The organism is Pseudomonadota bacterium (genome assembly GCA_027624715.1).
Taxonomy (GTDB): domain Bacteria; phylum Pseudomonadota; class Gammaproteobacteria; order Burkholderiales; family Eutrophovitaceae; genus Eutrophovita.
The window spans coordinates 124,781-149,512 of record JAQBTV010000004.1; the positions used below are offsets into that span (position 1 = coordinate 124,781).

The window sequence follows — 24,732 nt, forward strand, 5'->3', positions numbered from 1 at the left end:
AAAGAAGGCAGACCATTGCACTCAGCATCAAAAAGCCACTTTTCAGATATAAACGGGCTGCAATATCATATTAGAACCTGGGGCGATCCAAAATCTAAGCACCTATATCTGATGCACGGATGGATGGATATGTCCGCCTCCTTTCAATTCACAGTAGATGAATTCACTAAAGACTGGTTTGTCATCGCTCCGGACTGGAGAGGTTTTGGGCTCAGCGAGTGGGCCCCACAAGGTTATTGGTTCCCAGATTATGTTGCCGATCTATCAGGAATCATCAATATATTTTCACCGGATGCAGAAATTAATCTGGTTGGACATAGCATGGGCGGAAATATTGCTGGCTTTTACACAGGCGTTTACCCAGAGAAAGTACAAAAACTAATCTTGGCCGAAGGTTTTGGCATGCCCCCTCGGGATGCAAGCGAAGCCCCTAATCGGCTCAAAAGATGGCTTGAGCAAAAGGAAAAAAGCCCATCCCTGAAGCCTTACAATTCGCTCGAAGAAGTAGCTCAAAGGCTCATCAAAAACACCCCTGCGCTAACAGAGGAGCAGGCATTATTTCTAGCAGAGCAATGGTCTGCTCAACAACCCAATGGCGAATTCAACCTCCGAGCGGACCCTAAGCATAAGATGGTCAACCCGATAATCTATCGGTCAGTCGAGGCGTCTTATTTTTGGAAGCATATTTCCTGCCCCACACTTTGGTTACACAGCGATAGCGGTTGGCTTTGTCGCTTCATGAAAAATGATTACGCAACAATCGATGAGTATCGATCAAACTACCAAAATCTAAGGGAGGAGACCATTACTGAATCGTCTCACATGATGCATCACGCGCAGCCGAAAAAATTTGCTTGGGCCATTGAATCGTTCATTACCTGAATCAACTTTTTAGTGCACCTATTATGACTCGGTCTTTCTGAAAAATGATAAACCGCGCCACACAGTAATAAAACCTAAGGCTAAAAATCCCCATACATAACTCTCTGTAACCAAATAGATGAGCCAAAATAACGTTGGCAACAATACAACCCCAGAATAGGTCATTGCGAGGGATGCTCCAGTTGCTGTTCCAGCTTGACCCGCTGGAGCGATTCGAGCGACCTCAGCCAGATAAACCCCATTCCATCCGACAGCAGAGGCACCAAAGAAAAAAGAAAAAATATAAATAAAGGTTATCGGAAATGATGCATGCACGAAACACATAGTGCCTGCTGAAACGCCCATTAACAGCCCAAGAAAACCCAAGACTGAACGCGGTGAGACACCATAATCAGCGAGCACACCCCAAAACAAACGCCCAAAAATACCAGCGATCATTGCAATTGAAAGGGCCGATCCAGCAACAGAGACTGTAAGTAAAGCCTTCTCCGTTAACATGACAACCAGATACGAACCCAGGCTCATCTGCATGCCAGAAAATGCAAACGACGATATGGCCAGCTCTCGCAACTTGGTATGCGAAAACACAAGACGCAACGACTCATGAAAGCTCAGTGATTGCACCTCATGCAAGGTACTAAGGGATTGGCAATCGACCTTTTTCTGTATGAGTTGGGCGAATAAGATAACCGCAAAACCGATCAAACCAATAATGATTGAGGTCTCTCTCCAGCCAAACCGATACATTAAATATGGCACGAGAGCCCCCGCAATCGCCCCGCCGATTGGCACCCCTGACTGCTTGATTGAAAAAATCAAAGAGCGCATATTATTTGGAGCTTGATCAGCGAGTATGGTTGACGACGAAGGCGTTACCGAGCCGTAACCTAACCCAACAACAAGAGCGCCCAAAGCAATGATTAAAACATCCCCCGTTGACATTAAGGCGATGCCTATAGACGCGAACAACACACACAACTGACTCACTCGGATAGCACCAAGACGGTTAATCAATACACCAGAAAATAGGGCAGATGGAACAGATGACAGGTAGATCAGAGCAGTTACAAGACCGACCGATGCCGCATTGACGCCAACATCTCCCTGAGCAACGGGCGCCAAGATTGGCGGTGTAAAAACAACTAAAGAAGCCTGAATTTGAACCGCTAAAGTAACCAACAAAGAGGCTAAGAATAAAGACATGCATGCAATTCGGAGTAAATAAAAGCCCCTAGATTAACGCCACAGCGGCATTGCTGACGCGCTCAAAAATCAAGATACAGCGGTAGATTTGCGTAAAGCTTGATCAAGATCCCAGAGGACATCATCTATATCTTCAATGCCAACCGATAGACGAATCATGTCTGGAAATATGCCTGCCTTCAGTTGATCTTCCTCAGACAATTGCCTGTGCGTCGTTGACGCAGGATGAATCACAAGCGACTTTGCATCACCTACATTGGCTAGATGAGAGACAAACTCAAGTGCCTCAATGAATTGCTCACCAGCCTTAAGACCACCTTTAATACCAAACGTCATAATCGATCCACAACCTTTAGGCATATATTTTTTACCAAGCGAGGCATAAGGGCTTGAAGCCAAACCTGGAAAATTAACCCAAGAAACACTACCGTGAGACTCTAGGAAGTTCGCCACCGCAAGGGCATTGGAGACGTGACGATCCATACGCACATGTAGCGTCTCTAGACCCTGTAAAAGAAGCCATGCGCTTAAAGGCGACAGAGAGGGACCGAGCGTTCTTAAAGTTTCCATTCGAGCCTTCATCGTGAATCCAAAATCACCAAAGGTTTCGTAGAAACGAACACCATGGTACCCCTTAGATGGCTCTGTAATCGAAGGGAAATTACCATTATCCCAAGGGAAATTTCCAGACTCCACAATCACACCACCCATTGTCGTACCATGACCTCCAATAAATTTTGTGGCAGATTGCACAACAATATCTGCTCCATGCTTAATTGGTTGGCACAAATAAGGCGACGCAAACGTATTGTCGATAACTAAAGGTATTCCAGCCTCATGCGCGATATCTGCTACCGCACTAATATCGAGAACATTGATCTGAGGGTTCCCCATCGTCTCCGCATAAATCGCTTTAGTTTTAGGATTGATCGCCGCCTTAAAATTTTGCGGGTCGCTGGGATCAACAAAAATCGTATTAATACCAAAACGCCTAAACGTAACATCAAATTGCGAATATGTTCCACCGTATAAGGTACTCGCAGAGACCAATTCGTCTCCCTCGCCAAGTAGCGTCAGAATCGCGCACATTTGTGCTGCCTGCCCAGAGCTCACCGCAAGTGCAGCTCTTCCACCCTCAAGTGCGGCCACACGTTCTTCTAGAACCGACACGGTTGGATTGGATAATCTGGAATAAACATTCCCAAATGTTTGTAAATTAAATAAGCTAGCCGCGTGCTCCGCAGAATCAAAAACGTAAGACGTAGTTTGATATATCGGGGCGGCCCTTGACCCAGTCACCGCATCTGGAATTTGGCCTGCATGCAAACAAAGGGTTCCAACCCCATACTCTCGGTCCGCCATTATCTAATCTTCCTCATTCTTTAAGGTAACCATCTAGGTCGCTTAGAGGAGATCACCTTAGTATTAACACCCACCCAATTTAAACCTCCAAATAATCTGCCGTGCTCAATCTTGACACAACGATCATGTACATAGGTCATGCCAGCTTTTTCTGCGATTCGACTCGCTTCTTCATTCCTCACCCCAAGCTGCAACCAAAGCACTTTAGCTCCAATAGCGACCGCCTGTTCAGCGATTGGCTCTATATCCTCGCTTTTTCTAAAACAGTCAACTATATCAACCGATCCGTCAATATCACTAAGCGATGCATAACAACGTTCGCCAAGAACCTCTTGCCCCTCGTATGCAGGATTGACAGGAATTATTTTGTACCCATGTTCTTGCATATATTTCGCCGCAAAGTAGCTAGGCCGGTACCAATTTGCTGAAAGTCCAACAACTGCAATAGTCTTAGACTCCCTCAAAATTAGTCTCAGCTCATTAATACCGTGGCCATCACTCATCAGTTTCTGATCCAGATTTAGTTTAATCTTCATTAATGGAATAGAGATTTTTGAGTCAGCATTCTAGCATTGTCTAATTGATGAGCTTTTGTTTCACAAGAATATCGATCTTTATTAATTATCTGAAAGTATCTTAATCGCAGCTTTTAGTCTTTGCATATATCGATCACGAGCTTCACGAATCGACTTTTGATTCCAAGTCCAAAACCCTACCTCAGATTTCATGCCAATCTCACCGCGCTTAACTTTATCTGCTAAAAATGACGGTGGCTTATCTGCATTACTCAAGTCTGGGAATAAGTTCGTATTGACTGAATACGTAACATCTAACCCTGAAATTTCTTTTTGCATGACTGGCCCTGCGGCAAGAAAGCGACATCCAAACCCGTACATAACTGCCTTATCTACATCTTCAGGCGTAGCAATGCCACGCTCTAATATATGCCATACCTCTCTCATCAAGGCCGCTTGAATACGATTTGCCAAAAATCCTGGCACATCTTTACGAACAATAACTGGAACAAAATCACGAGAAGACAAATACAATTTTATTTCTTCAGCTATCGCTAAATCAGAGTTTGCAGACATGACAACCTCAACTAGTGGTACTAAATGTGCAGGCATAAAAAAATGTAGCCCAAAAAAACGACTCTGTTGACCTAAGCCATTCGCAATCAATGAGATGCCGAACGTGGATGAGTTGCTCGTAATGATGGCTTCCGCATTCGCCAGGGCAACTACCTGTTTGAATATGCTCTGTTTAATCGCTAGGTCCTCAGTGACATTCTCAATAATGAGATCAGCTGAAGACCAAGCTACAGACACCAAGTTTGATATCAACTGCAACTCTAGACTCTCGAGCGACACACCCAAATCCCGAGCTGCACTGAGCGCACGATCACTAAAAGTCTCTGCACGCCCACCGGGTCGACCGACAACAGTGACGCGGGCTCCTGAAGCCGACAGCTTGACGGCTAGGTCGGTACCCATGGTACCCGCCCCGATAATTACGATATGTTTAAAATTCACTTTATTTTTTTAAATGGTGCCCCATCGGCCGAATTGTACTTAACCTTTTAAGGCTCTATGAAAGAAGCCAATTTCCTAAGACTAATAGGCCTAAGTATAACGAACCGTGACTAGCTGCGAGCCCAGATTACTGGTTGTTAAACCACCACTAGACAAATGATCGACACTCATTGAGGAGGTAGAATCACTGCCTAACCGCACACCGAACCCAGCCAATGGTTGAAAATAAATATTTCTGCCCAAATCTGTGTCGTCTAAGTTGTAATATCCAGACATAAAACTCGCCTCAAAAAAAATCGGCACGATAACTCAAATCGCTGTCGCCCATCGCCAATTCTTTACCTAACCAGAAAACTCACCAGCTTTATGTTACTCGAAGACCATACGACCACCTTTAGCGTCGGGATCGAAACCAGCCACAACAACAATATTTTGAGGAAGCAAAGCATTAAGAAGACAGCGAGACAGAGCTAGAACTAATTGAGACGACATAGCCTCTCGAACCTTCAAAAAGCACTCAGTGACGTACGGGAGTGGTTAAGCTCCCGCACGAGACTACATTAAGAATCCAGCGGCCCTCGGTAACCAAAGCACCAGCTCGGGGAACGAAATTATTAAAGCAAGTCCCGATATTTGTAGCAACACAAAAGGAATTATTCCTCGGTAAATATGCCCCATATTAATCGACGGCGGGACAGTACCCTTCATGTAGAAGAGCGCAAAGCCAAAAGGTGGTGTCAAGAATGACGTTTGCAGATTCACTGATAACATCACACAGAACCAAACAAGGAATACGATCGGTCCGCCTTCCCCAATATGTGGGCCAAAGTCAACCAGTTGAAGTATTGGCGCAAAAACGGGCAATACGATTAAGCAGATTTCAATCCAGTCAAAAAAGAACCCGAGTAAAAACGTTAGTAATAACATGAATATCAAAATTTCCCATCCTGTATCAATACCGATGACACCCAGGAGTTCGACAATCAGATCATCTCCACCAAGCGCCCGAAACACATAACTGAATAACTGCGCTCCAAAAAATATAAAGAAGACCATCGCGTTCGTTAATCCTGCTAGACGAATAACGCCTCTCATGGTCTGCATACTGAGTTTCTTATTCATCCAAGCGAGGAATATGGCACCAATACAACCAATACCTGCAGCTTCCGTTGGTGTTGCCCACCCACCAAAAATAGACCCTAAAACTAAAGTGATGAGCAATAACGGCGGAAAAAAACTCTTAGCAACTAGAACAATTAACTCGGCATTAGAATCAGGCCCGATGTCATCTGGCAATGGTGGCGCTCTGTCAGGATGTTTAAAACTAACATAGCCTATATAAACAAGATAAAGGACCGCAAGTAAAAATCCTGGCACGATAGCTGCCGCGAATAAGGCTCCCACTGAGACAGACAACAGGTCACCCATAATCACCAGCATGATTGAGGGCGGAATTAAAATTCCAAGGGTTCCAGCGGAAGCGATCGTACCAGTTGCCAATTCCTTAGAATATCCACGCTCCATCATTGTCGGTAATGCAATCAGCGTCAGCATGACAACAGACGCGCCTACGATTCCAGTTGTTGCTGCCATAATCGTGCCCATCAATGTGACTGACATCGCCAAACCACCAGGAATCCGTCTGGTCAAAATTTGAAGTATCGACAACAATTCCTTTGCTACACCACTTCGCTCTAGCATGGTGCCCATGAAAATAAACATAGGTACTGCAACAATAATCGGGTTCGCTGCGGCTGTCCCCCAGATACGTGGCATCATGTTAAAAAATTGTATCGGATGAAAAATGTCGAGCAATATGCCAATCCCACCAAACAACATTGCTACACCGCCAAGTACAAATGCTACTGGAAAACCGCAAAATAGCGCGACTGCTAAAACGAGGAATAAAAACAAAGAAATATGATGTGCAAACCAACTCATGATGAAGCCTCCATTTGCTTGACAATCAAGGCTGGTGTTGCTCGCTCACGCAGACTTGCATCACCAAACAAATAAACTATCGAACGCATCAAAACCGAAATAACGCCAGCAAAAAGCAAAATTAATCCCAAAGTCAGGCAGCCCTTTGGTATCCACCTAAAAGGTAAACCATTCGAAGACGATGAACCCTCATTATCAACCCACGCTTCCCAAGTATAATCAGCACTAAAATATATTGCGAGTAAGCAATAGGGAATCGCGAAGCATAAGCATCCTATAAACTCCGCAATAACAAGCGTTCTTGGTTTTGCATTTATGTATGCAATATCGATACGAACATGTGAATTGTGTATATAGGCCGCCCCAAGCCATAACGCGAATAACGCAGTATGCAAGTGCCATTCGAGTTCTTGTAACTTGGTAGAGCCTACTCCAGGTATTTGATAACCAATTTTTCGTGTCAAAACATCAAAAGCAATCACGATAGTTGTAAGAACAAATAGCCATCCCGAGGCGTTTGCAACACGGTCAAGCACTTTATCGATACGGTCACTGACATCCAGCATAGATTTCATAAATCACCACACAATATTGAAAAACCAATTTGAACAGTGGAACTGAGTTCGTCTACTCAGCCTCCCACCTCTTATTTGAGATATCCAAGGTCTCGCCAAGTAGCAAACTGTTTACGAAATGCCACGTAATTTTCATATACCCGTTTAAACTCAGGATTCACCGCGCTCTCTTCTGCTGCAACTTCATCCCACGCACCCTTAAAAGCTGCCAAAAACTCAGGTTTCCAATAATGCACTTTAACCCCTTGCTTAACCATTTTATCTATTGCCGCTGGCTGAGAGAATTCCCCAAGGGCTAAACCATCACGTATAGTGTCCCCACACGAGACCTCAATTATCGCTTGATGTTGCTTAGATAGACTATTCCAGACGGGGAGATTAATAAACACTCCATTAAAAGATGCCGGTTGATGCCAGCCTGGGAAATAGTAATGTTTTGCCACTTGATAAAGACCCATGCCCTGGTCAACGGATGGCATAGCAAATTCAGTTGCATCAATCGTACCCAACTGCAACGCTTGGTAGATTTCACCACCGGCTAAGAGCTGTGTAGAAACGCCAAGCTTCTCCATAACCTTCGCGCCCAATCCAAAGAACCTCATCTTAAGGCCTTTAAGGTCGTTTAGATTCTTAATCTCCTTTTTAAACCATCCGGAGGCCTCCGGTGGAATCATATGGCACGGTATGTACTTAATGTTGTGTGCGCCATACAGTTCATCGGCGAACTTAGAACCATCTCCGTAGTAATACCAGGCCAAAAACTCAGTCGCATTGGCTCCAAACGGTAGCGTCGTAAACATGCTGAACACGGTATTAATTCCCTGGAAATATCCGGAACTAGCCCACGCCATGTCGACTGACCCTTTAGACGCCGCTGGTATAGCCTCTAAACCTGGAACTAACGCATTAGGTTCAAAAAAATCTATGTCCAACGTGCCGCCAGACACGCTATCAACTTTTTTCGTCCAATCAACAGCTGCAACGCCCAATAGTGGTAACGAACCCACGAATGCACTTGCCATCTTTAAATTAACTTTTTTTGATCCCTCACCACCTTTACTAGTAGTGTTAACTACCCCATCTCCATCTCCACCACAGCCAGCCAAAACAAACAAGCCAACTAGACCCAAAGCCAAAACAGCTCTAAACTTAATCATAAACTCCTCCTCATACACCGAATGTCATATTTTGGCTGCGAGTATCATTTCCAAGACTTTAAAACAAGATCCACTAACACCAAATAAACCACTAATTGTTTATACCTTATTGCGATCCAGCCTCTCGACCGCAACATGAGGCTCCATACTAAAGAGCGCCTGTCCAGCTAAGGGCTATTTCATATAACCATTTTCACCCCAAAGTTTGTACTCCTCTCTAAACTTTGTGTAGGAATCATGTACTTTTTTGAAATTTGGATTCTTTGCGGACTCCTCTTTAACAACTTCATCCCACGCACCCTTAAAAGCTGCCAAAAACTCAGGTTTCCAATAATGTATTTTGACGCCATGTTTTTCCACCATTCTGCGGAGTGCAGGCGCCTGAGTAGCCTCCCCCTCTGCAATCATATGTTTGACATTTTCACCACAGGCAACCTCTACAACCCGTTTATGATAGGGGGAGAGAGAATTCCATACATCCATGTTGAAAAATAAGTGTCCAGCTGCTGTGGCTTGGTGCCAACCAGGAAAATAATAATGTTTCACAACTTGATAAAAGTTCGAACTCTCATCTACTGTAGGTACTGAGAACTCGGTTGCATCAATAGTGCCTAACTGCAGCGCCTGAAATATTTCGCCGCCCGCAATCAACTGTGTCGAGACACCTAGTTTATCCATCACTTTGGCACCTAAACCGAAGAAGCGCATCTTCAAACCCTTTAGATCATCTAGGGACTTGATTTCTTCCTTGAACCAACCCGAAGCCTCTGGTGGGGTCGCCATACAAAGTACCGCTTTTATGTTGTGTTTCGCGTACATTTCATCAGCGAGCTCATTTCCGCCACCATAATCAAGCCAAGCGATAAGTTCATCGGCAGCGGCGCCAAAGGGGACTGATGTAAAAAAACTAAACGCTAAATCATTACCCGCATAAAATCCGGAAGTTGACCACGCGACATCGACAGAGCCTTTCGACGCCGCTGGAATCGCCTCCAGCGGGGGAACCAGCGCTCCCGGCTCAAAAAACTTAATGTCTAAAGTCCCCGCAGAAATTTCCTCAATGGTTTTTGATACACGTTTTCCACTCTCACCAATGAGTTCAAGAGAGCCTGGGAACGCACTAGCCATATTCAGTTTGACTTTTTGCTGTGCTTTTGAGGACTCAGCTGAATCTCCATCGCTGCCACCACAACCACTCATTGCGAGTACGATTACAAGCGCCAAAAGACCGGACAAACGATTACTTACTCTCATTGGTTCTCCCCCAAAAGTATTGTATTTTTTTTAAAACTTAAAGTTGTTATAGCCCTGTTTTTTTTATATTGTTCATCTTTATCCTAGCACACTGACCAACAATAAAGAAAGTTGCACATTACTTATGCCTGCAGGACTCTCCTAACGGAAAGCCCTGAAAAATTGACGCATATCCTCTACTAACAAATCTGGTTGCTCTAAGGCTGCGAAATGTCCACCCTTATCGCAATTGGTCCAACTTTGAATATCAGAATAAAACAAATCTGCAACTGATCGCGGAGGGGAGAGAAGCTCTTTTGGGAATTGAATGTACCCCATCGGGACATCAACAGTTTTACCGATTGGGATCGGCCATGGACTGTGCATTCTGGCGTAATAAGGCCAAAACGAAGAACCGATAGCGCCCGTAATCCAGTAGAGCATGATGTCAGTGAGCATTGTGTCACGACCAAAATAACCATCTAGGTCACCCCGATGATCAGTCCAAGTATGAAATTTTTCTACCAACCAAGCCGCTAAACCCACCGGAGAATCAGTCAAACCATAAGCCAATGTTTGTGGCTTAGTACCCTGAATCCATTGATATCCAGTTTCGTCTTTCAAAAACTTATTCAGCTGCTTTAAGAAATCAGCCTCTTCCGCCGAAGGGTTCTCAACAATGCTTGGATCTCTTCGAACCGCAAGAAAATTTAGGTGTATCGCCTTTAACAATTCGGGGTAAACAAAACCCATACGCGAGGTCACAAAGCCCCCCCAATCTCCTCCTTGTGCAACGAAAGAGTCAAAACCCAAGACTTTAGTCATCAGCTCGGCAAACGCATCGGCAATCTGCTCTACTGAAAAACGAGCTTGGCCCGGTTGGTAAGAAAACGTATAACCGGGTAAAGACGGTGCGATAACAGTGAAGGAATCATCGGCAGATCCGCCATGAGACAAAGGGTCAGTGAGCATCGGCAGTATCTTATGGAACTCATACACAGACCCTGGCCAACCGTGCGACAGCAGTAATGGCAAGGGGTTTGCCCCTTTACCCTCCTCGTATATGAAGTGCAAGTCGATACCAGCGACCTTAGCCTTGTATTGTTTAAACCGATTGATGACCCTCTCATGTGTTCGCCAGTCATATTCATTCACCCAGTACGCACAAAGGTCTTTTAAATATCCCAAATCCGTCCCGTAAGCCCAATTGTTATCGGGAATTTCATCTGGCCAGCGCGTATTCTCCAATCGCCGCCTCAAGTCAACTAAAACCTCATCCGGGACCGAAAGTGTGAATGGTGTCAGGTGCTTATTGCGCATATGGATTCATCATAAGATTCAGTAAAGATTTACCTTAACAGAAAATCCTTTCCCAAAAAAATTGACGAAAGTCAGGATGAGGCGAACAACCACGACATGCTGAGGATTGCTAAAGCTGAGCCAACTCAATGCCTCAGAGGTTGCGGCAAAGACACCACAAGCTATTCGTCCCTATCAGGATCACAGGCTTGGCCTTGAGTGTAAGCCACTCTTATTAGGCTACCAACAATTTCTAAGAAACGTTTTTGAAGCGCATAAGCTTCCTGCTCACGTCGGTACCAACGTTCACACTCCTTAATGTCGACCAGCTCTTTATCCATATCCTGCACATAGTGAACAAGTTCATGAAATAACACCGAACGTGCGAAGACATTCGTCTCAGGCTCCATTGATTCATCAAGATAAACGCCTTCACCCGTCCGATAAACCGCAAGAGCGCCGCATGGCTTCTGGCACGCATATTGCTGCACCAAAGAGCCCGGTACCTTTCTTATTAAAGGAGGCGTATCAGGTATCCGATATTTGGTGATTTGATCAAGCGCCACAAGGAGATACGGCAAAAGCTTTTCCATCGGTATGTGGTGCGTTTCGCCTAATATTTGACTCAGATTTCGACCGCCATCGGAAGGATGATTACTGTATACACTCGGATTGTTAGAAGTCGCCTCCTGTGCCACCACCAAAGTAGAGAACACGCAACCAATTAAAGACAAGCCCGTCAGCACCCAGACGAGAAGCCATCGATACAACATGGCTACCACAAGATGTTTACGGTCTTAACACTAGATGCGTGACTCGCCTTCATCCAAACTCTTCTGAGGCTCTTGAGGTGCTGTAAACTTTTTCATGAATTCCAAACGACTCGCGGCCTCCGTTCGTTGCTCATCCGTTAACTCACTCTCGATAGAACGAGTTTCCCTCTCAGCAAGATGAAGACTATCCCCATCTTGAGGATCTAGCCTGACGCTCGAAATCTGACACCAAGCCAAGGCCTCAACAAGATTTTTTGTAGTACCCAAACCATCGCGATACAACCCACACAAAGACAACATTGAGTAGGGATCTCCCAGCTCCGAGCCGGCCAAAAACCACTGGTGTGCGGATTCAAAATTTTTATCTAACCCCCGACCATTTTGATAAAGCGCTCCAACATTGTAATGAGCAAGCGGGTCTCCGGCATCCGCTGCGGTTTTATACCAAGTCATCGCCAAAATATAGTCTTGCGTAACGCCATCTCCAGTCTCATAGCAATCACCAACCGAGTTCATCGCCCAGGCGCTACCTCCTATTGCCGCCTTAAGCCACCAATCAAAAGCCTGCTTGATATCTTTTTTAACTCCCTGCCCATTAGCGTATGCGAGACCAAGATTATTCATCGCAAGGAGGTACCCTCGCTTAGCTGCCTCAGTCCACCACTTCACAGCTTCTTCAAAACTTTGCTTTCCGTTGTATCCTGTAGCCCACAACAATCCGACGTTATTCATCGCTTTCACGTCCCCGCGCTCCACAAGTAAGCCCAGGTTATATGGGTCAAGCATATCCTTATTGGAGTCGAGGTCCGTGAAGGTATCTGCTCGTGGGCGGGAAGGCTCGTCTGCATGTACTCCAAAACTCAATCCAAAAAGAACACCCAGAAGACCCATAACAAAATATTTAGTAGTCATACTTTCCTCATTAAATTCTAATCAGAACACCAAATCACAACAGCTAGCCAAGGAAGAATGGTACGACCTCCTGTAACAACTCTTCGGGAGCCTCCTCAGGAATAAAATGCCCACAAGGCAGCGATTTACCTATTACGTCATCAGCTTTTTCTTTCCAGGTATCCACAACATTGAACAACGAGTCCAGCTTGCCAAATTGGCCCCATATTGTATAGACCGGACAGGAAAGTTTAGTTCCTAGCTCTTTTTCGTCATCTTCATAATCGATCGTTGCTGCTGCTCGATAATCCTCCAAACTACAACGAATGGTTCCAGGCAAAGTGAAGGCTCGGAGATACTCCGCAAATAAGGCATCATCGATCGCATCTGTTCTCCAACTGAGAGACTGAAATATTGTCTGCAGAAACGGTTCCGCACTGTTTCTGATCATAATTTCCGGAAGATCTGGCGCTTGAAAATAAAACCAATGCCAATAGGCGGTAGCTAACTCTCGCCCCATCTGACTGAAAACAGTGTGGGTTGGCACGACATCCAAAACAGCCAGTTTTTCAACCCGCTCTGAAAAATCAAGTGCTAAACGATGAGCAACTCGAGCGCCTCGGTCATGACCCATGACATAAAATTTTTCGTGGCCTAACTCACTGGCTAGACAGGCAATATCTCTCGACATGGTTTTTTTATCAAACCCGGTACGAGCTTTTTCTGAGTCTCCGTATCCTCTCAAATCAGGAATAATTAAATTAAATTGCCTCATCAAATGCGGCGACACCTTATGCCACATCTGCCCTGTTTGTGGCCATCCGTGCAGCAAAACCAAGGTAGGCCCCTCACCACCTGTCCAAACATTCATTCGAATACCGTTAGCACGAACTGTTGAGCGCCTCATTCCCACCATAAAATCAGACATACTTATCTCTCTCGCAACTAATCAGAATTAATTGTACTCACACGCCTCATCAAATTTCAGCAACCCAAATGATCCTTTATTCTACGCACTCCTTCAGCAAGTACGGCAATCGGCTTGGGATAAGAAAAACGAATATGCTCACTCGCCCGATTAACACCAAAGTCTAGCCCGGGAGCAACAGCCACACCCGCGTTCTCAAGTAAATCCTGACAAAAACCGAAACTATCCTTCGTGAATTTACTACAGTCAGCGTAAATGTATATCGCACCCATTGGGTCAACAGGAATATTAAAACCAATCTTTTTCAATTCAAATAATAAAAAATCTCTCTGCTCTCGATAACTTAAGCGATTCGCCTCCAACGCTTTAATAGTTTCAGGATGAAAAGCAGCGATTGCAGCTCTCTGCGCAATATCGGGATTTGAAATATATAAGTTTTGCGCCAATTTCTCAAAATCATTGACGTACCCTTCTGGCAAAACAGCCCAACCCAATCGCCATCCCGTCATTGCGAAATATTTAGAAAAGCTGTTGATAACAAACAAGTCATCCGCCAGCTCAAGCGCAGATGAAATTTCCTCCCCGTAGGTAAGTCCATGATAAATCTCGTCAACAATTAAGGTCCCCTGATTTGCTTGCACAACACGATGGATATCTCGCAAAACGTCTTTTTTAATCAACGTGCCGGTCGGATTAGAGGGACTTGCTACCATCACGCCTACAGTTCTCTCAGTCCAATACCGTTCGACTAATTCTGCGGTTAACTGATAATCAGTATCGGGACCAACAGGGACCAACGTAGATCGACCCTCCATCGCCGCGACAAAATAACGATTACACGGGTAGCTTGGATCCGGCATGAGAATTTCATCTCCTGGAGATAAAAGGACACCCATAGTAAGCAATAAAGCGCCAGACGAGCCCGTCGTGACCGCAATGCGGTTTTTAGAAATATCGAGGCCATATCTTTGCCGATACCATTGCGATATTGCTGCGCGTAATTCATCCCTTCCTAGAGAAGGCGAGTAACGCATACTGTCCGCCCGGAGCGAACGAACCGCCTCATCAACAATCAACGGAGGGGTCGCAAAATCAGGCTCCCCAACCGCCAGATTCACTATATCCACCCCTGCTGCCTGAAGTTCCATTGCGCGCGTAATGATACGGACGACATGGAACGGTTCAATATGCCCCAACCGTGATGCCTTTTTTAACTGTAATTCATTGCGCAACGTTTGTGCATGGTCCATATTCATAACCTTTACGCTTCAAATATATAATTGTACTCGTCGATACAAGTAATGCGGATTGAAACACATATTGCTCTATTTTTTGAGGGAAAAAAATGCGAATAGCAGTGGTTGGCGCAGGCGGCGTTGGTGGTTATTTTGGTGCGCGGCTCAGCGAAGCCGGTGAAGATATTGTATTTATAGCTCGAGGTGAGCATCTAGCTGCAATCAGGTGCAAAGGCCTCAAAGTCTATTCAGCACTCGGGGACATGCACTTGACCAATGTCCAATGCACTGATGACACACACGAAATAGGACCAGTAGACATTGTAATAATCGCAGTAAAATTATGGGCTACTGATGAAGCCATAAAGGCTGTCAAGCCTTTACTGAAACCTGAAACGGGAATCATCTCGCTTCAAAACGGCATCGTAGCGGAAGACAAATTAAAAGAAGTCTACCCGGGAAAATATGTCATGGGCGGAGTCGCCAACATCGCCGCATTAATAGAAAAACCGGGAGTCATTCGACACAACGGGAATATGGCCAGTCTAGTTTTTGGAGAACTAGATAACTCTTCATCAGAACGGGCAAAAAAATTGTTTAACTCATGCAAGGCCGCGAATATCAATGTAGAAATACCTAAAGATATTAATCGCGCGATTTGGGAAAAATATATACGTTTAGTCACCATGTCAGCCATAACTACACTTTGCAGAATGCCCATCGGCCCAATACGAAGTGACCCTGCGACACGGAATCTCCTCATTCAAATACTCTCAGAAATTATCGACGTCGCCAAAGCTAAAGGATTAGCATTTGGCGAAAATATTGTTGACGAACAATTATCCATCATCGACAATTATCCACCGAGCATGGTGGCATCAATGTGTGGAGATTTACGAAGAGGATACCGACTCGAAGTACCTTGGTTCTCAGGGATGGTGGCAAAACTCGGAGAAGTACTCAACGTTCCAACTCCTGCGAATGCATTCGTATATACAGCATTAAAACTCTTTGAAAACGGGAAACCCGAAGAAGCTCAAATTTAAGTCCTAATAAAATTAACACAGGAGATAACCATGCCAATAACGATTGCAGGGTTCCGAGCTCGGCCCGTAGCCACCCCGATCAAATACCCTCCTCGTCCTGCGAGCGGTTCGATCGATACAGCCAGCCTTGTTCTTATCGATATAGAAACTAATGAAGGGATCACGGGACACACGTACTTATTCACTTTCTCGAAGAGTATGCTTAAACCTACTGTGGACTGCTTCAATGCCGTTTGCGAGCTTATCGTAGGAGATACAGTGTCTCCCTTGGATATTGAAGGTAAACTCAGAAGACAATTCACGTTATACGATGCTCACGGGATTTTAGGTCAAGTACTTGCAGGCATTGACATGGCAGTTTGGGACATTTTTGCAAAAAGCCTAGAGCTTCCGTTGGCCGCCGCGCTCGGCGGTAGCCCGACCTCAATCCAAGCCTACAACAGCTGTGGACTTTGGACCAATGAAACTGCAGACACTCTGCCAAAACAAGCACAAGAACTCATTCGCAGCGGGGATTACAAAGCTGTAAAAATGCGGATTGGACGACCTGACTTCAACCTAGATCTTGCTGCCATTCGAGCTGTAAAAAAAGAAATTGGTGATGACATTGGCCTGATGGCTGACATTAATCAATCACTGTCATTGAATGAAGCCATAAAACGTTGCCAAGCACTTGATTATGAAGGACTTTATTGGATAGAAGATCCTATTCGTCACGATGACTACGAAGGTTGCGCGAAAGTCCGCGTATCGATTGACACCCCGATTCAAATTGGAGAGAACCTACTCAACTCGCTAGAGATGAAAAAAGCAATCGATGCAGAGGCTGGGGATTTTTATATGCCTGATGTGCAAAGAATCGGGGGTGTCACTGGATGGCTTAGGGCTGCGGCCTTAGCCCAAGTAAACGCGTTAGACCTCTCCAGTCATTTATTCCCTGAAATTAGTTGCCACCTTCTTTCTATCTCACCCACACGACACTGGCTCGAATACGTGGACTGGGGAGCTAGCGTGATGCAAGAGCCCATCAAAATTGTCAACGGAATGGCGATAACACCAGATCGACCAGGGATCGGAATCTCGTGGGATGAAAAAGTCGTAAAGCAGTATTTGGTGCCTTAACAATAGAAAATTAAATGGGCGTCCAAATTTTTGGTATTAAAAACTGCAACACGATGAAAAAAGCTATGAATTGGCTTTCTCTACATGAAGTGAAGTACCAGTTTCACGACTATAAAAAGGAGGGGGTCAATGAGATTTGGCTCAAAGCCTGGTGTAAGCTAGTGCCCTGGGACACCCTACTCAATAATCATGGTACAAGTTGGCGTAAACTAAGTGACGATGAACGCGCCAACGTTGTCAAAGAAAAAGCATGTACACTAATGAAGCAATATCCTTCGTTAATAAAAAGACCGATTTTAATTGATGACTCTGGCCAGGTTTATGTCGGATTTTCTGAAACTCAATACCAACAGATAAAGTTTGTACGTAAGACTTAACTTAAAACTTAGTGACAGGTGTAAAAAATGGCTCTTCCAGCAAACGATTCGCAGACCATACTCGATAAATTATCCAACTTACTCAACGATAGGATTTCAACCAATACTTCTGTCAGAGACACCCACGGAAAAGACGAGTCGTGGCACCATCCACACCGACCTGACGTCGTGGTTTTTCCAAAAACCACTGAAGAAGTATCAGAAATTGTAAAGATATGTTCTGAGTTCGAGATCCCTGTTATAGCCTATGGAACAGGCACCAGCCTTGAGGGTAACGTCATTCCGCATAACGGAGGCATCGTCGTAGACCTCATGCACATGAATCAAGTATTACGTGTCAATGCCGAGGACTTGGACTGTACTGTGCAAGCAAGAGTGACACGAAAGCAACTGAATGAATTCATTAGAGACCAAGGACTGTTTTTTCCAATTGATCCTGGGGCGGATGCTTCATTAGGCGGCATGGCGGCCACACGGGCATCAGGGACAAACGCCGTTCGATATGGAACGATGCGAGAGAATGTTTTAGCGCTCACCGTCGTCCTAGCAGACGGGCGCGTTATTCGCACATCAAGAAGGGCACGCAAATCTGCTGCTGGCTATGACTTAACTCGTCTGTTTGTTGGCTCCGAAGGAACCCTTGGAATTATTACAGAAGTTACTTTAAAGCTTTACGGCATTCCGGAAGCCATGGCAGCAGCCGTCTGCTCTTTTGATTCACTCGAGGGCGCAATTAATACCGTAATACAAACGATACAACTAGGCGTCCCTGTCGCTAGAATTGAATTACTAGATGATGTCCAAATGGGCGCGGTGAACGCTTATTCGCAACTCGACTATCCGGTAAAAGATACCTTATTTTTAGAATTTCACGGCAGTGAAGCTGGTGTTCAGGAGTACGCGGAAACCGTACAAAGCATTGCAGCAGAGAACTCTGGTGGAGAATTCAAATGGGCTACTAAACCAGAAGATAGAAATAAATTGTGGGCAGCACGGCACGACGTTACTTATGCCACTAAGGCCTTGAGAGCCGGAGCAGAAGTGTGGGCAACCGATGTCTGCGTCCCCATTTCAAGACTTGCCGAATGCATTTTAGAAACCAAAAAAGATCTAGCGGATAGCTTTTTGATAGCACCACTCGTCGGTCACGTTGGAGATGGAAATTTTCATCTTGGCTTCGTAATTAAGAGAGAAGAGGAGCACGAGCTAAAAGAAGCAGAAAGATTGAACGACCGATTAGTCATGCGCGCTATTGCTATGGACGGCACATGCACCGGGGAGCATGGCATTGGACTTGGGAAGATGAAATTTTTAACTGCAGAGCACGGTGAAGGTGTGTCTGTAATGCGCACTATTAAAAAGGCACTTGACCCAAAAAACATCATGAATCCCGGAAAAATTTTCACCGTATAACACACTGAAGTTACCTCTTTGGACTCGCTGACTCAAATGGCTCTTGGGGCTACTGTCGGCTCAGTATGCGTATCCCCAAAAGATAAGCGCCGCGCAGCGGTGACGGGTGCAGCGCTAGGCACACTGCCAGACTTAGATATACTGATCCGCTACGCTGACCCCATCGACAACTTCATCAAGCATCGAGGGTTCAGTCACTCGCTTCTCGTACTGGTTTCGCTAGCACTATTAATTTGGTTTATTGCTAGGAAGCTCAGTAATTGCGTTTCAAGCGACCCCTATCGTTGGCTAGCCTCGATCACGCTCGTTCTGGTAACACATGCGATTCTAGATGCCCATACGATTTACGGAACACAACTACTTTGGCCTCTCCATACACCACCGATAATGTGGTCCACAATTTTCATTATCGATCCGGCATACACGCTCCCACTCGTCCTCGCTACCGTTCTCGTAATGTACGCACCCCAATGGAAACACATCCAAACAACGCTGACGATAGGACTTCTAATAAGCTCCGGATATCTGGCTTGGTCGTGGGTAGGGAAAAGCATAGTAGATCATAAAGTGGCCTTGGCGCTAAACCTCAATATCACTGAGACACAAAAATACTTCACTGTCCCCACGCCATTTAATACATTACTTTGGCGTGTCGTTGTGATTAACGCCGAAGGATATCGCGAAGGCTTTTACTCCTTAAGAAAACCTGAACAAGAGATTAAGTTTCGACAAGTAAATATCGAGCCTGAAGCGCGAGCTGCTGCGTCTAATTACATAAGTTTTGAAAAGCTCAAATGGTTTTCACACGGATTTCTTAAAGCAGAGATCATCGAAGATGAACTGATAATCAGCGACTTACGCATGGGCTCGGAGCCAGATTATGTTTTTCGTTTCGCAATTGCTGATAAAACGTCGGGCACATGGCAAGCGATCAAACCTGTAAAGAAAGGGACACGCTACAACCAAGAACGGTTAAAAGAAATCTTCGAGATGCTTTAGTTCTTACCTACAAACTTAACTGTTCCTTACAAACTGAATACACACTCTTGTGCGCCCCATCGCAAAACGGCTTTATCTGCGAGTAGCCACATCGACATAACTTCACTCGATTCCCTTCCCAACTTACATGACTTTCATCGACGATGGATACCGACCCGGATATATAGAGAGGCCCATCCTCGATTGCCTTCACAAGACTGGGTTCTTCTAACGAAACGGAATTCTCATGACTGACTTTATATTCGACGTTGAGGTGATCATCTGTTGTAAATGGAAAAGAACTGTGAGATTGATCACAAAATGGAGCTCTACTCATCCTGCCACAGCGACATAGACTCAATGGGGCGCCATCGTATTTCCGCGACACTCCCCGCTCATCAATATAAGTAAATGGAGTATCAAAATACAAGGGGCCATCTCTAATGACTCTAATCTTCAGCATGGACGATAACGGTATGACTGATGAGCAGTCCAGCTGTCGATAGGAATCACCTAAATATCTTCTTCGCTACTAAATCCGTTAAGGCCAATGTCATACCCATTCGATGCAAAAGTCCTCGCAATTACTGCACCAATACCTGAAGTAGAGCCCGCAATCACAACGACTTTTCGTCTATTCATCCTTTGCCTCATTCAAAATATCTTCAACAAAATGAACAATGTTCTCCAAGGTGATCCTGGGTTGATCAACATGCGGGGAATGTCCACAATCTTCTAACAGCACTCTCTGAGTGGGTGCTGGTGATAACTTCTCGATGATTTCAATTTGAGCCAATGTCCCATAAGGGTCAGTATCACTTTGAATAAGTAACGATTCGCAACTAACATTTGCAACGTATTTTTCTATATTCCAACTTTTGAATTCAGACGATAACCAAACGTCATTCCAACCCCAAAAGGCGGATTCAACATTATCGTGATAGCGATCTAATTTTTTTGGCAACTCCGTTTTTTCAAAAGCTACCCGAGCCTGCTCAATACTTTGCACCGCCCGATCCTCTACAAACACATGAGGAGCCATTAATACTAAACCATTAACGTCATGTCCACCGCCATTATGAATGAGTGCGATGGAAGCCCCATCGCTGTGCCCAATCAATATGGGGCACACGACTCCAATATGCTTTAAAAAATTAGGCAGAATATTTAAGGCTTCGTAATGCATATATTCCACCGGCCGCTTTTCAGAAAGAGGTGTGGACCTACCATACCCATATCTCGAATATACAAAAACACGACATCCCGTTGCTTTAGCCAGATCCTCAGGAAAGCTCTTCCATAATTCAATAGAACCAAGGCCCTCATGCAGCATAACAAGTGCGTCTGTTGTCGAAGTCGAATTATTAGGCTCAATGCATCTATACTCTAACCGCTTGTCATCGATATCAAAAACGCTATTCGTAATTCTCATGCCTGCAATTCTTTCAAAAAAATGTTCGGCTCATTTGAATTCTTAAATTCCCAACCAATGTTTAAGTTTTTTTGGCTGCTCTATTAATTTAGACGGAACGTCATCAAACACAATGCCACCTTTAACCATTACAACACTTCGGTTCGATATTTTTGCAAGAGCGCTAAAGTTTTTGTCGACAATTAAACATGAGATACCAGACGTTTTAACGATGTTAATTATGCTCCAGATATGTTGAGCAATTAGCGGTGCGAGCCCCTCTGTTGCCTCATCTAATATCAACAAATCCGGGTTGGTTAGTAACGCCCTACCAATACTTAACATCTGTTGCTCACCCCCAGAGATCTGCTGCCCGCCATGGGTCAAACGCTCCTTAAGTCGAGGAAAATTATCAAGCACTCGATCATAAGTCCAATCCATTCGACCCTCAAACCCCGATCGCGCAGCTAAAAGTAAGTTTTCTTTAACGGACAGGTTCCCAAAAATACCACGCCCCTCTGGAACATACGCAATACCTTGAAGAGCGAGTAAGTGAGTGGCCAATAATTTGATATCCTGCCCTCGAAACCGAATTGAGCCAGAAGTAGTAGGCACCAAACCCATAAGACATTTAAGGAGCGTCGTTTTACCCATTCCGTTCCGACCCATCAGCGCTACTGTTTCACCAGGTTTAATTTCCAAGCTCACGCCATAAAGTACATGACTTGATCCGTAATGAGAGTGAAGATCTGTGACGTTCACTAACGCATCAGCCACTAAAGTCCTCTCCAAGATAGGCGGCTTGAACCCGAACACTAGAACGAATGTCTTGAGGTAAGCCGGCTTCAATCACGCAGCCATTTAACATCACTGTCAGCGTGTCCGCCAAAGCGAATACCGCATCCATCTCATGCTCAACCAATATAACTGCAAACTCCGATCGAATACTCCTAAGTAATTCGACAATCCTTAATGACTCTTCTGCCCCCATGCCCGATAAAGGCTCATCCAAAAGCAATACCTTTGGTTTTGTTGCAAGCGCTAAGGCAATTTCGACCTGCCTCTGCTCCCCATGGGACAATTCGCTTACTCTTTTATGCGCAACAGATTCGAGTCGTACTCGTTCCAAGACACGCTTAGTGCCAACCTCAACTTCAGGATAAGCGCTGACAGCTCCCAAAAAGCGCATAGAAATTTCAGCACGAGACTGAACGGCAATATTGCAATTCTCAACGACGGTCAGGCTAGGATAAATATTACTACGCTGATAACTCCGACCCACCCCCAGCAGACTCATTTGCGACGATCCAGAACCCGTAACATCAAGCCCATCAATTAATATTTTTCCACTTGTTGGCTTTAAGTCACCTGACAACAAATCTATGAGCGTACTTTTCCCAGCTCCATTAGGGCCGATTACGGCGTGAATCACCCCACGCTCGCAGGAAAGTGAAACATCCGACACCGCCGTCAATCCGGCAAAGCGTTTTGTCAAACCTCTGGCCTCAATCACCGCGCTCATGTTTTAAGTCTCTTTTTGGGAAACTTCAATCCAGCTAACCCATTCGGAAAAAACAAGGCGACCAAAACCACTACGATTCCCGTCAGTAGTTGCCAATGCTTGGTTGCGGCCTGAAAGATTTCCTCAATAAGCATAAGTGTTGTCGTGCCGAGCACAGGCCCTAATATCGATCCTTTACCACCAAGAATAACCATCATAAGAGCGTGCCCTGACGCATGCCACCCAACCATTTCTGGGTTAACAACACCGAACTGAACCGCAGCTAAAAATCCACTGATAGCCGCAATCATGCTCGCAATGACAAAACACACCAACTTGAATTTATAGGTTTGATATCCAAGAGCTTCAGTTCTATGTTCATTAACACGAATTCCAGAGATAACTCGGCCAAATGGTGAATTCATAATTCTCTTGATCAACATTAAAACCAAACATACCAGTATCAACGCCAGATAATAAAAATGGCTCGCATTAGATAAATCGAGTTGCCACCAACCAAACAGATCAAAACTCGGTCGGTCGTAAATGAAGATACCATCCGAACCACCTGCAAAAGCTGTATCGTGTAAGAAATAAAACAGCATCTCACCAAGAGCTAACGTAGACATGATGAAAAATATGCCTTTTGTACGCAATACTAAGGCTCCAAATACAATACCCAGAACACCTACACACAGCATACTAGCCAGAAGTGCTACAAATAAATTCACTGATGTCCCGATGGGGCTCAAAATAGCAAGAACGTAGCCAGAAGAACCGAAAAATGCAGCGTGTCCTAAGCTCACTAATCCAGTGAAACCAACTAATAAATTAAGACTACTCACGAATATAATCATGATTAAAATCTTCGAAGCGAATTGAACGTAAAAACGTTCTCCGAAGACGGGAATCAAGATTAGCATTAGGAGCAGTACCAACAAAAGAGCATTTCTAAATACAGCGTTCAATCAATGCTCCCTGCCGAATAGGCCTTTAGGACGTAACATCAGTATCAACGCCATCAATGCGAAAATACTCATTCCCGACATCTCTGGAAAAATGTTCACTCCAAAAATATCCAAATGAATAACTTTCCCAAAGGTATCAATCAATCCAACCAATAAAGCTGCAATCATTGCCCCCTTGATCGAGCCTAAACCACCTATGACGACGACCACAAAACTAACAATCAGTACTTGATTACCCATCCCTGGAAATACTGACGAAATCGGAGCAGATATCATCCCCGAAAAAGCGGCTAGCGACACGCCTAAAGCAAATATAAATCGGTAGACCAACCCAATATTTATGCCTAGAGCTTTTGTCATTTCTCTATCTGATTCGCCAGCGCGAATCATCATTCCCAATCGCGTATATTGTATCCCGAAAAACATCAGTATCGCGATAACAATACACACACAAGACAACCAAAGACGATAGATCGGATAAGATAAATTTTCCGTTAATTGTATTGATCCATTCAAGAGTTCCGGAATAGGAACGCTATGCACACTATCTCCCCAGATCATGCTTCTCAACTCAGAAAAAATAAGTATTAACCCATACGTAACTAGTACTTGCTGTAGATGGTCCCGGTCGTACAAAAACCTTATAAACAACCACTCTAAAACCAACCCGAGCAGTAATGCGACCGCGACCCCAGCGACAAGGCCAATCCAAAAATTTCCAACCCACCCCGTTAATGACCAGGCTAGATAAGCCCCAATCATGTAAAAACTACCATGAGCAATATTGATTACACCCATAATGCCAAATATCAACGTCAAACCACTGGCCACCAAAAATAAAAGTAGGCCGTATTGAATACCATTCATGGTCTGTATGAGAAGTGTGGCCGCATCCATTCGAATTC

The 24,732-nt window shown here is 44.8% G+C and carries 28 protein-coding genes; 6 read left to right on the forward strand and 22 right to left on the reverse strand.

Annotated elements, in window-relative coordinates; translation table 11 throughout:
- Nucleotides 1-15 precede the first annotated feature (15 nt).
- Nucleotides 16-882 (forward strand): alpha/beta hydrolase, encoded by an 867-nt coding sequence (locus O3A65_04435; protein MDA1331718.1) that lies wholly within the window; start codon nucleotides 16-18, stop codon nucleotides 880-882.
- Between the two features lie 21 nt (nucleotides 883-903).
- Here the strand turns inward: O3A65_04435 and O3A65_04440 are convergent, their stop codons facing one another.
- From O3A65_04440 to O3A65_04510, 15 genes are all read right to left on the reverse strand, one after another.
- Complete coding sequence (locus O3A65_04440; protein ID MDA1331719.1) at nucleotides 904-2,085, reverse strand: MFS transporter; 1,182 nt, start codon at nucleotides 2,083-2,085, stop codon at nucleotides 904-906.
- A gap of 69 nt (nucleotides 2,086-2,154) precedes the next feature.
- Nucleotides 2,155-3,447, reverse strand: a complete 1,293-nt coding sequence (locus tag O3A65_04445) for an O-acetylhomoserine aminocarboxypropyltransferase/cysteine synthase (protein ID MDA1331720.1) — start codon at nucleotides 3,445-3,447, stop codon at nucleotides 2,155-2,157.
- Nucleotides 3,448-3,467: 20 nt separating this feature from the next.
- Nucleotides 3,468-3,950, reverse strand: coding sequence for a CoA-binding protein (locus O3A65_04450; protein MDA1331721.1), 483 nt, complete (start codon nucleotides 3,948-3,950; stop codon nucleotides 3,468-3,470).
- A gap of 114 nt (nucleotides 3,951-4,064) precedes the next feature.
- Entirely contained in the window at nucleotides 4,065-4,979 is a 915-nt protein-coding gene (locus O3A65_04455) for a 3-hydroxyacyl-CoA dehydrogenase NAD-binding domain-containing protein (GenBank protein MDA1331722.1), read from the reverse strand.
- Between the two features lie 90 nt (nucleotides 4,980-5,069).
- Nucleotides 5,070-5,282 (reverse strand): acyloxyacyl hydrolase, encoded by a 213-nt coding sequence (locus tag O3A65_04460; protein ID MDA1331723.1) that lies wholly within the window; start codon nucleotides 5,280-5,282, stop codon nucleotides 5,070-5,072.
- A gap of 66 nt (nucleotides 5,283-5,348) precedes the next feature.
- Entirely contained in the window at nucleotides 5,349-5,471 is a 123-nt protein-coding gene (locus tag O3A65_04465) for a hypothetical protein (protein MDA1331724.1), read from the reverse strand.
- 63 nt (nucleotides 5,472-5,534) lie between these two features.
- Nucleotides 5,535-6,920, reverse strand: a complete 1,386-nt coding sequence (locus tag O3A65_04470; protein MDA1331725.1) for a TRAP transporter large permease subunit — start codon at nucleotides 6,918-6,920, stop codon at nucleotides 5,535-5,537.
- Nucleotides 6,917-7,495, reverse strand: coding sequence for a TRAP transporter small permease subunit (locus O3A65_04475; GenBank protein ID MDA1331726.1), 579 nt, complete (start codon nucleotides 7,493-7,495; stop codon nucleotides 6,917-6,919). The genes O3A65_04470 and O3A65_04475 overlap by 4 nt, the downstream gene beginning before the upstream one ends.
- A gap of 71 nt (nucleotides 7,496-7,566) precedes the next feature.
- On the reverse strand, nucleotides 7,567-8,652 hold the full coding sequence (locus O3A65_04480) for a TRAP transporter substrate-binding protein (protein ID MDA1331727.1): 1,086 nt from the start codon (nucleotides 8,650-8,652) through the stop codon (nucleotides 7,567-7,569).
- A gap of 174 nt (nucleotides 8,653-8,826) precedes the next feature.
- Nucleotides 8,827-9,906 carry a TRAP transporter substrate-binding protein gene (locus O3A65_04485; protein ID MDA1331728.1) on the reverse strand — a complete coding sequence of 360 codons (1,080 nt, stop codon included), beginning with the start codon at nucleotides 9,904-9,906 and terminating at the stop codon, nucleotides 8,827-8,829.
- A gap of 141 nt (nucleotides 9,907-10,047) precedes the next feature.
- Nucleotides 10,048-11,205, reverse strand: a complete 1,158-nt coding sequence (locus tag O3A65_04490) for an epoxide hydrolase (protein ID MDA1331729.1) — start codon at nucleotides 11,203-11,205, stop codon at nucleotides 10,048-10,050.
- Nucleotides 11,206-11,366: 161 nt separating this feature from the next.
- The gene (locus tag O3A65_04495; GenBank protein MDA1331730.1) at nucleotides 11,367-11,957 is read right to left on the reverse strand and encodes a hypothetical protein; all 591 of its coding nucleotides are present in this window, start codon (nucleotides 11,955-11,957) and stop codon (nucleotides 11,367-11,369) included.
- Nucleotides 11,958-11,987: 30 nt separating this feature from the next.
- On the reverse strand, nucleotides 11,988-12,869 hold the full coding sequence (locus O3A65_04500; GenBank protein MDA1331731.1) for a tetratricopeptide repeat protein: 882 nt from the start codon (nucleotides 12,867-12,869) through the stop codon (nucleotides 11,988-11,990).
- A 43-nt stretch (nucleotides 12,870-12,912) separates the two neighbouring features.
- On the reverse strand, nucleotides 12,913-13,776 hold the full coding sequence (locus O3A65_04505) for an alpha/beta hydrolase (GenBank protein ID MDA1331732.1): 864 nt from the start codon (nucleotides 13,774-13,776) through the stop codon (nucleotides 12,913-12,915).
- A 56-nt stretch (nucleotides 13,777-13,832) separates the two neighbouring features.
- Nucleotides 13,833-15,026, reverse strand: coding sequence for an aminotransferase class I/II-fold pyridoxal phosphate-dependent enzyme (locus O3A65_04510; GenBank protein ID MDA1331733.1), 1,194 nt, complete (start codon nucleotides 15,024-15,026; stop codon nucleotides 13,833-13,835).
- A 95-nt stretch (nucleotides 15,027-15,121) separates the two neighbouring features.
- Between O3A65_04510 and O3A65_04515 the strand changes: the two genes are divergently transcribed.
- Genes O3A65_04515 through O3A65_04535 form a run of 5 tightly spaced genes read left to right on the forward strand, consistent with a single transcriptional unit; the run spans nucleotide 15,122 to nucleotide 19,968 of the window.
- Entirely contained in the window at nucleotides 15,122-16,057 is a 936-nt protein-coding gene (locus O3A65_04515; GenBank protein ID MDA1331734.1) for a 2-dehydropantoate 2-reductase, read from the forward strand.
- Between the two features lie 30 nt (nucleotides 16,058-16,087).
- Nucleotides 16,088-17,179: a mandelate racemase gene (locus O3A65_04520; protein ID MDA1331735.1), complete on the forward strand. Its 1,092-nt coding sequence runs from the start codon at nucleotides 16,088-16,090 to the stop codon at nucleotides 17,177-17,179.
- A 14-nt stretch (nucleotides 17,180-17,193) separates the two neighbouring features.
- Entirely contained in the window at nucleotides 17,194-17,556 is a 363-nt protein-coding gene (locus O3A65_04525; GenBank protein ID MDA1331736.1) for an ArsC family reductase, read from the forward strand.
- Nucleotides 17,557-17,583: 27 nt separating this feature from the next.
- Nucleotides 17,584-18,969 carry an FAD-binding protein gene (locus O3A65_04530; protein ID MDA1331737.1) on the forward strand — a complete coding sequence of 462 codons (1,386 nt, stop codon included), beginning with the start codon at nucleotides 17,584-17,586 and terminating at the stop codon, nucleotides 18,967-18,969.
- Nucleotides 18,970-18,987: 18 nt separating this feature from the next.
- Entirely contained in the window at nucleotides 18,988-19,968 is a 981-nt protein-coding gene (locus O3A65_04535) for a metal-dependent hydrolase (GenBank protein MDA1331738.1), read from the forward strand.
- Between the two features lie 7 nt (nucleotides 19,969-19,975).
- Here O3A65_04535 and O3A65_04540 read toward each other — a convergent pair whose 3' ends face one another.
- Genes O3A65_04540 through O3A65_04570 form a run of 7 tightly spaced genes read right to left on the reverse strand, consistent with a single transcriptional unit; the run spans nucleotide 19,976 to nucleotide 24,724 of the window.
- On the reverse strand, nucleotides 19,976-20,410 hold the full coding sequence (locus tag O3A65_04540; GenBank protein MDA1331739.1) for a CDGSH iron-sulfur domain-containing protein: 435 nt from the start codon (nucleotides 20,408-20,410) through the stop codon (nucleotides 19,976-19,978).
- Nucleotides 20,411-20,460: 50 nt separating this feature from the next.
- Entirely contained in the window at nucleotides 20,461-20,589 is a 129-nt protein-coding gene (locus O3A65_04545; protein MDA1331740.1) for a hypothetical protein, read from the reverse strand.
- The gene (locus O3A65_04550; GenBank protein MDA1331741.1) at nucleotides 20,582-21,379 is read right to left on the reverse strand and encodes an alpha/beta hydrolase; all 798 of its coding nucleotides are present in this window, start codon (nucleotides 21,377-21,379) and stop codon (nucleotides 20,582-20,584) included. The genes O3A65_04545 and O3A65_04550 overlap by 8 nt, the downstream gene beginning before the upstream one ends.
- Before the next feature lie 42 nt (nucleotides 21,380-21,421).
- The gene (locus O3A65_04555; GenBank protein MDA1331742.1) at nucleotides 21,422-22,135 is read right to left on the reverse strand and encodes an ABC transporter ATP-binding protein; all 714 of its coding nucleotides are present in this window, start codon (nucleotides 22,133-22,135) and stop codon (nucleotides 21,422-21,424) included.
- The gene (locus O3A65_04560) at nucleotides 22,128-22,880 is read right to left on the reverse strand and encodes an ABC transporter ATP-binding protein (GenBank protein ID MDA1331743.1); all 753 of its coding nucleotides are present in this window, start codon (nucleotides 22,878-22,880) and stop codon (nucleotides 22,128-22,130) included. The genes O3A65_04555 and O3A65_04560 overlap by 8 nt, the downstream gene beginning before the upstream one ends.
- Nucleotides 22,877-23,827, reverse strand: coding sequence for a branched-chain amino acid ABC transporter permease (locus tag O3A65_04565; protein MDA1331744.1), 951 nt, complete (start codon nucleotides 23,825-23,827; stop codon nucleotides 22,877-22,879). Before O3A65_04565 ends, O3A65_04560 begins: the two co-directional genes overlap by 4 nt.
- Complete coding sequence (locus tag O3A65_04570; protein MDA1331745.1) at nucleotides 23,828-24,724, reverse strand: branched-chain amino acid ABC transporter permease; 897 nt, start codon at nucleotides 24,722-24,724, stop codon at nucleotides 23,828-23,830. It abuts the gene before it with no gap.
- Nucleotides 24,725-24,732 lie beyond the last annotated feature (8 nt).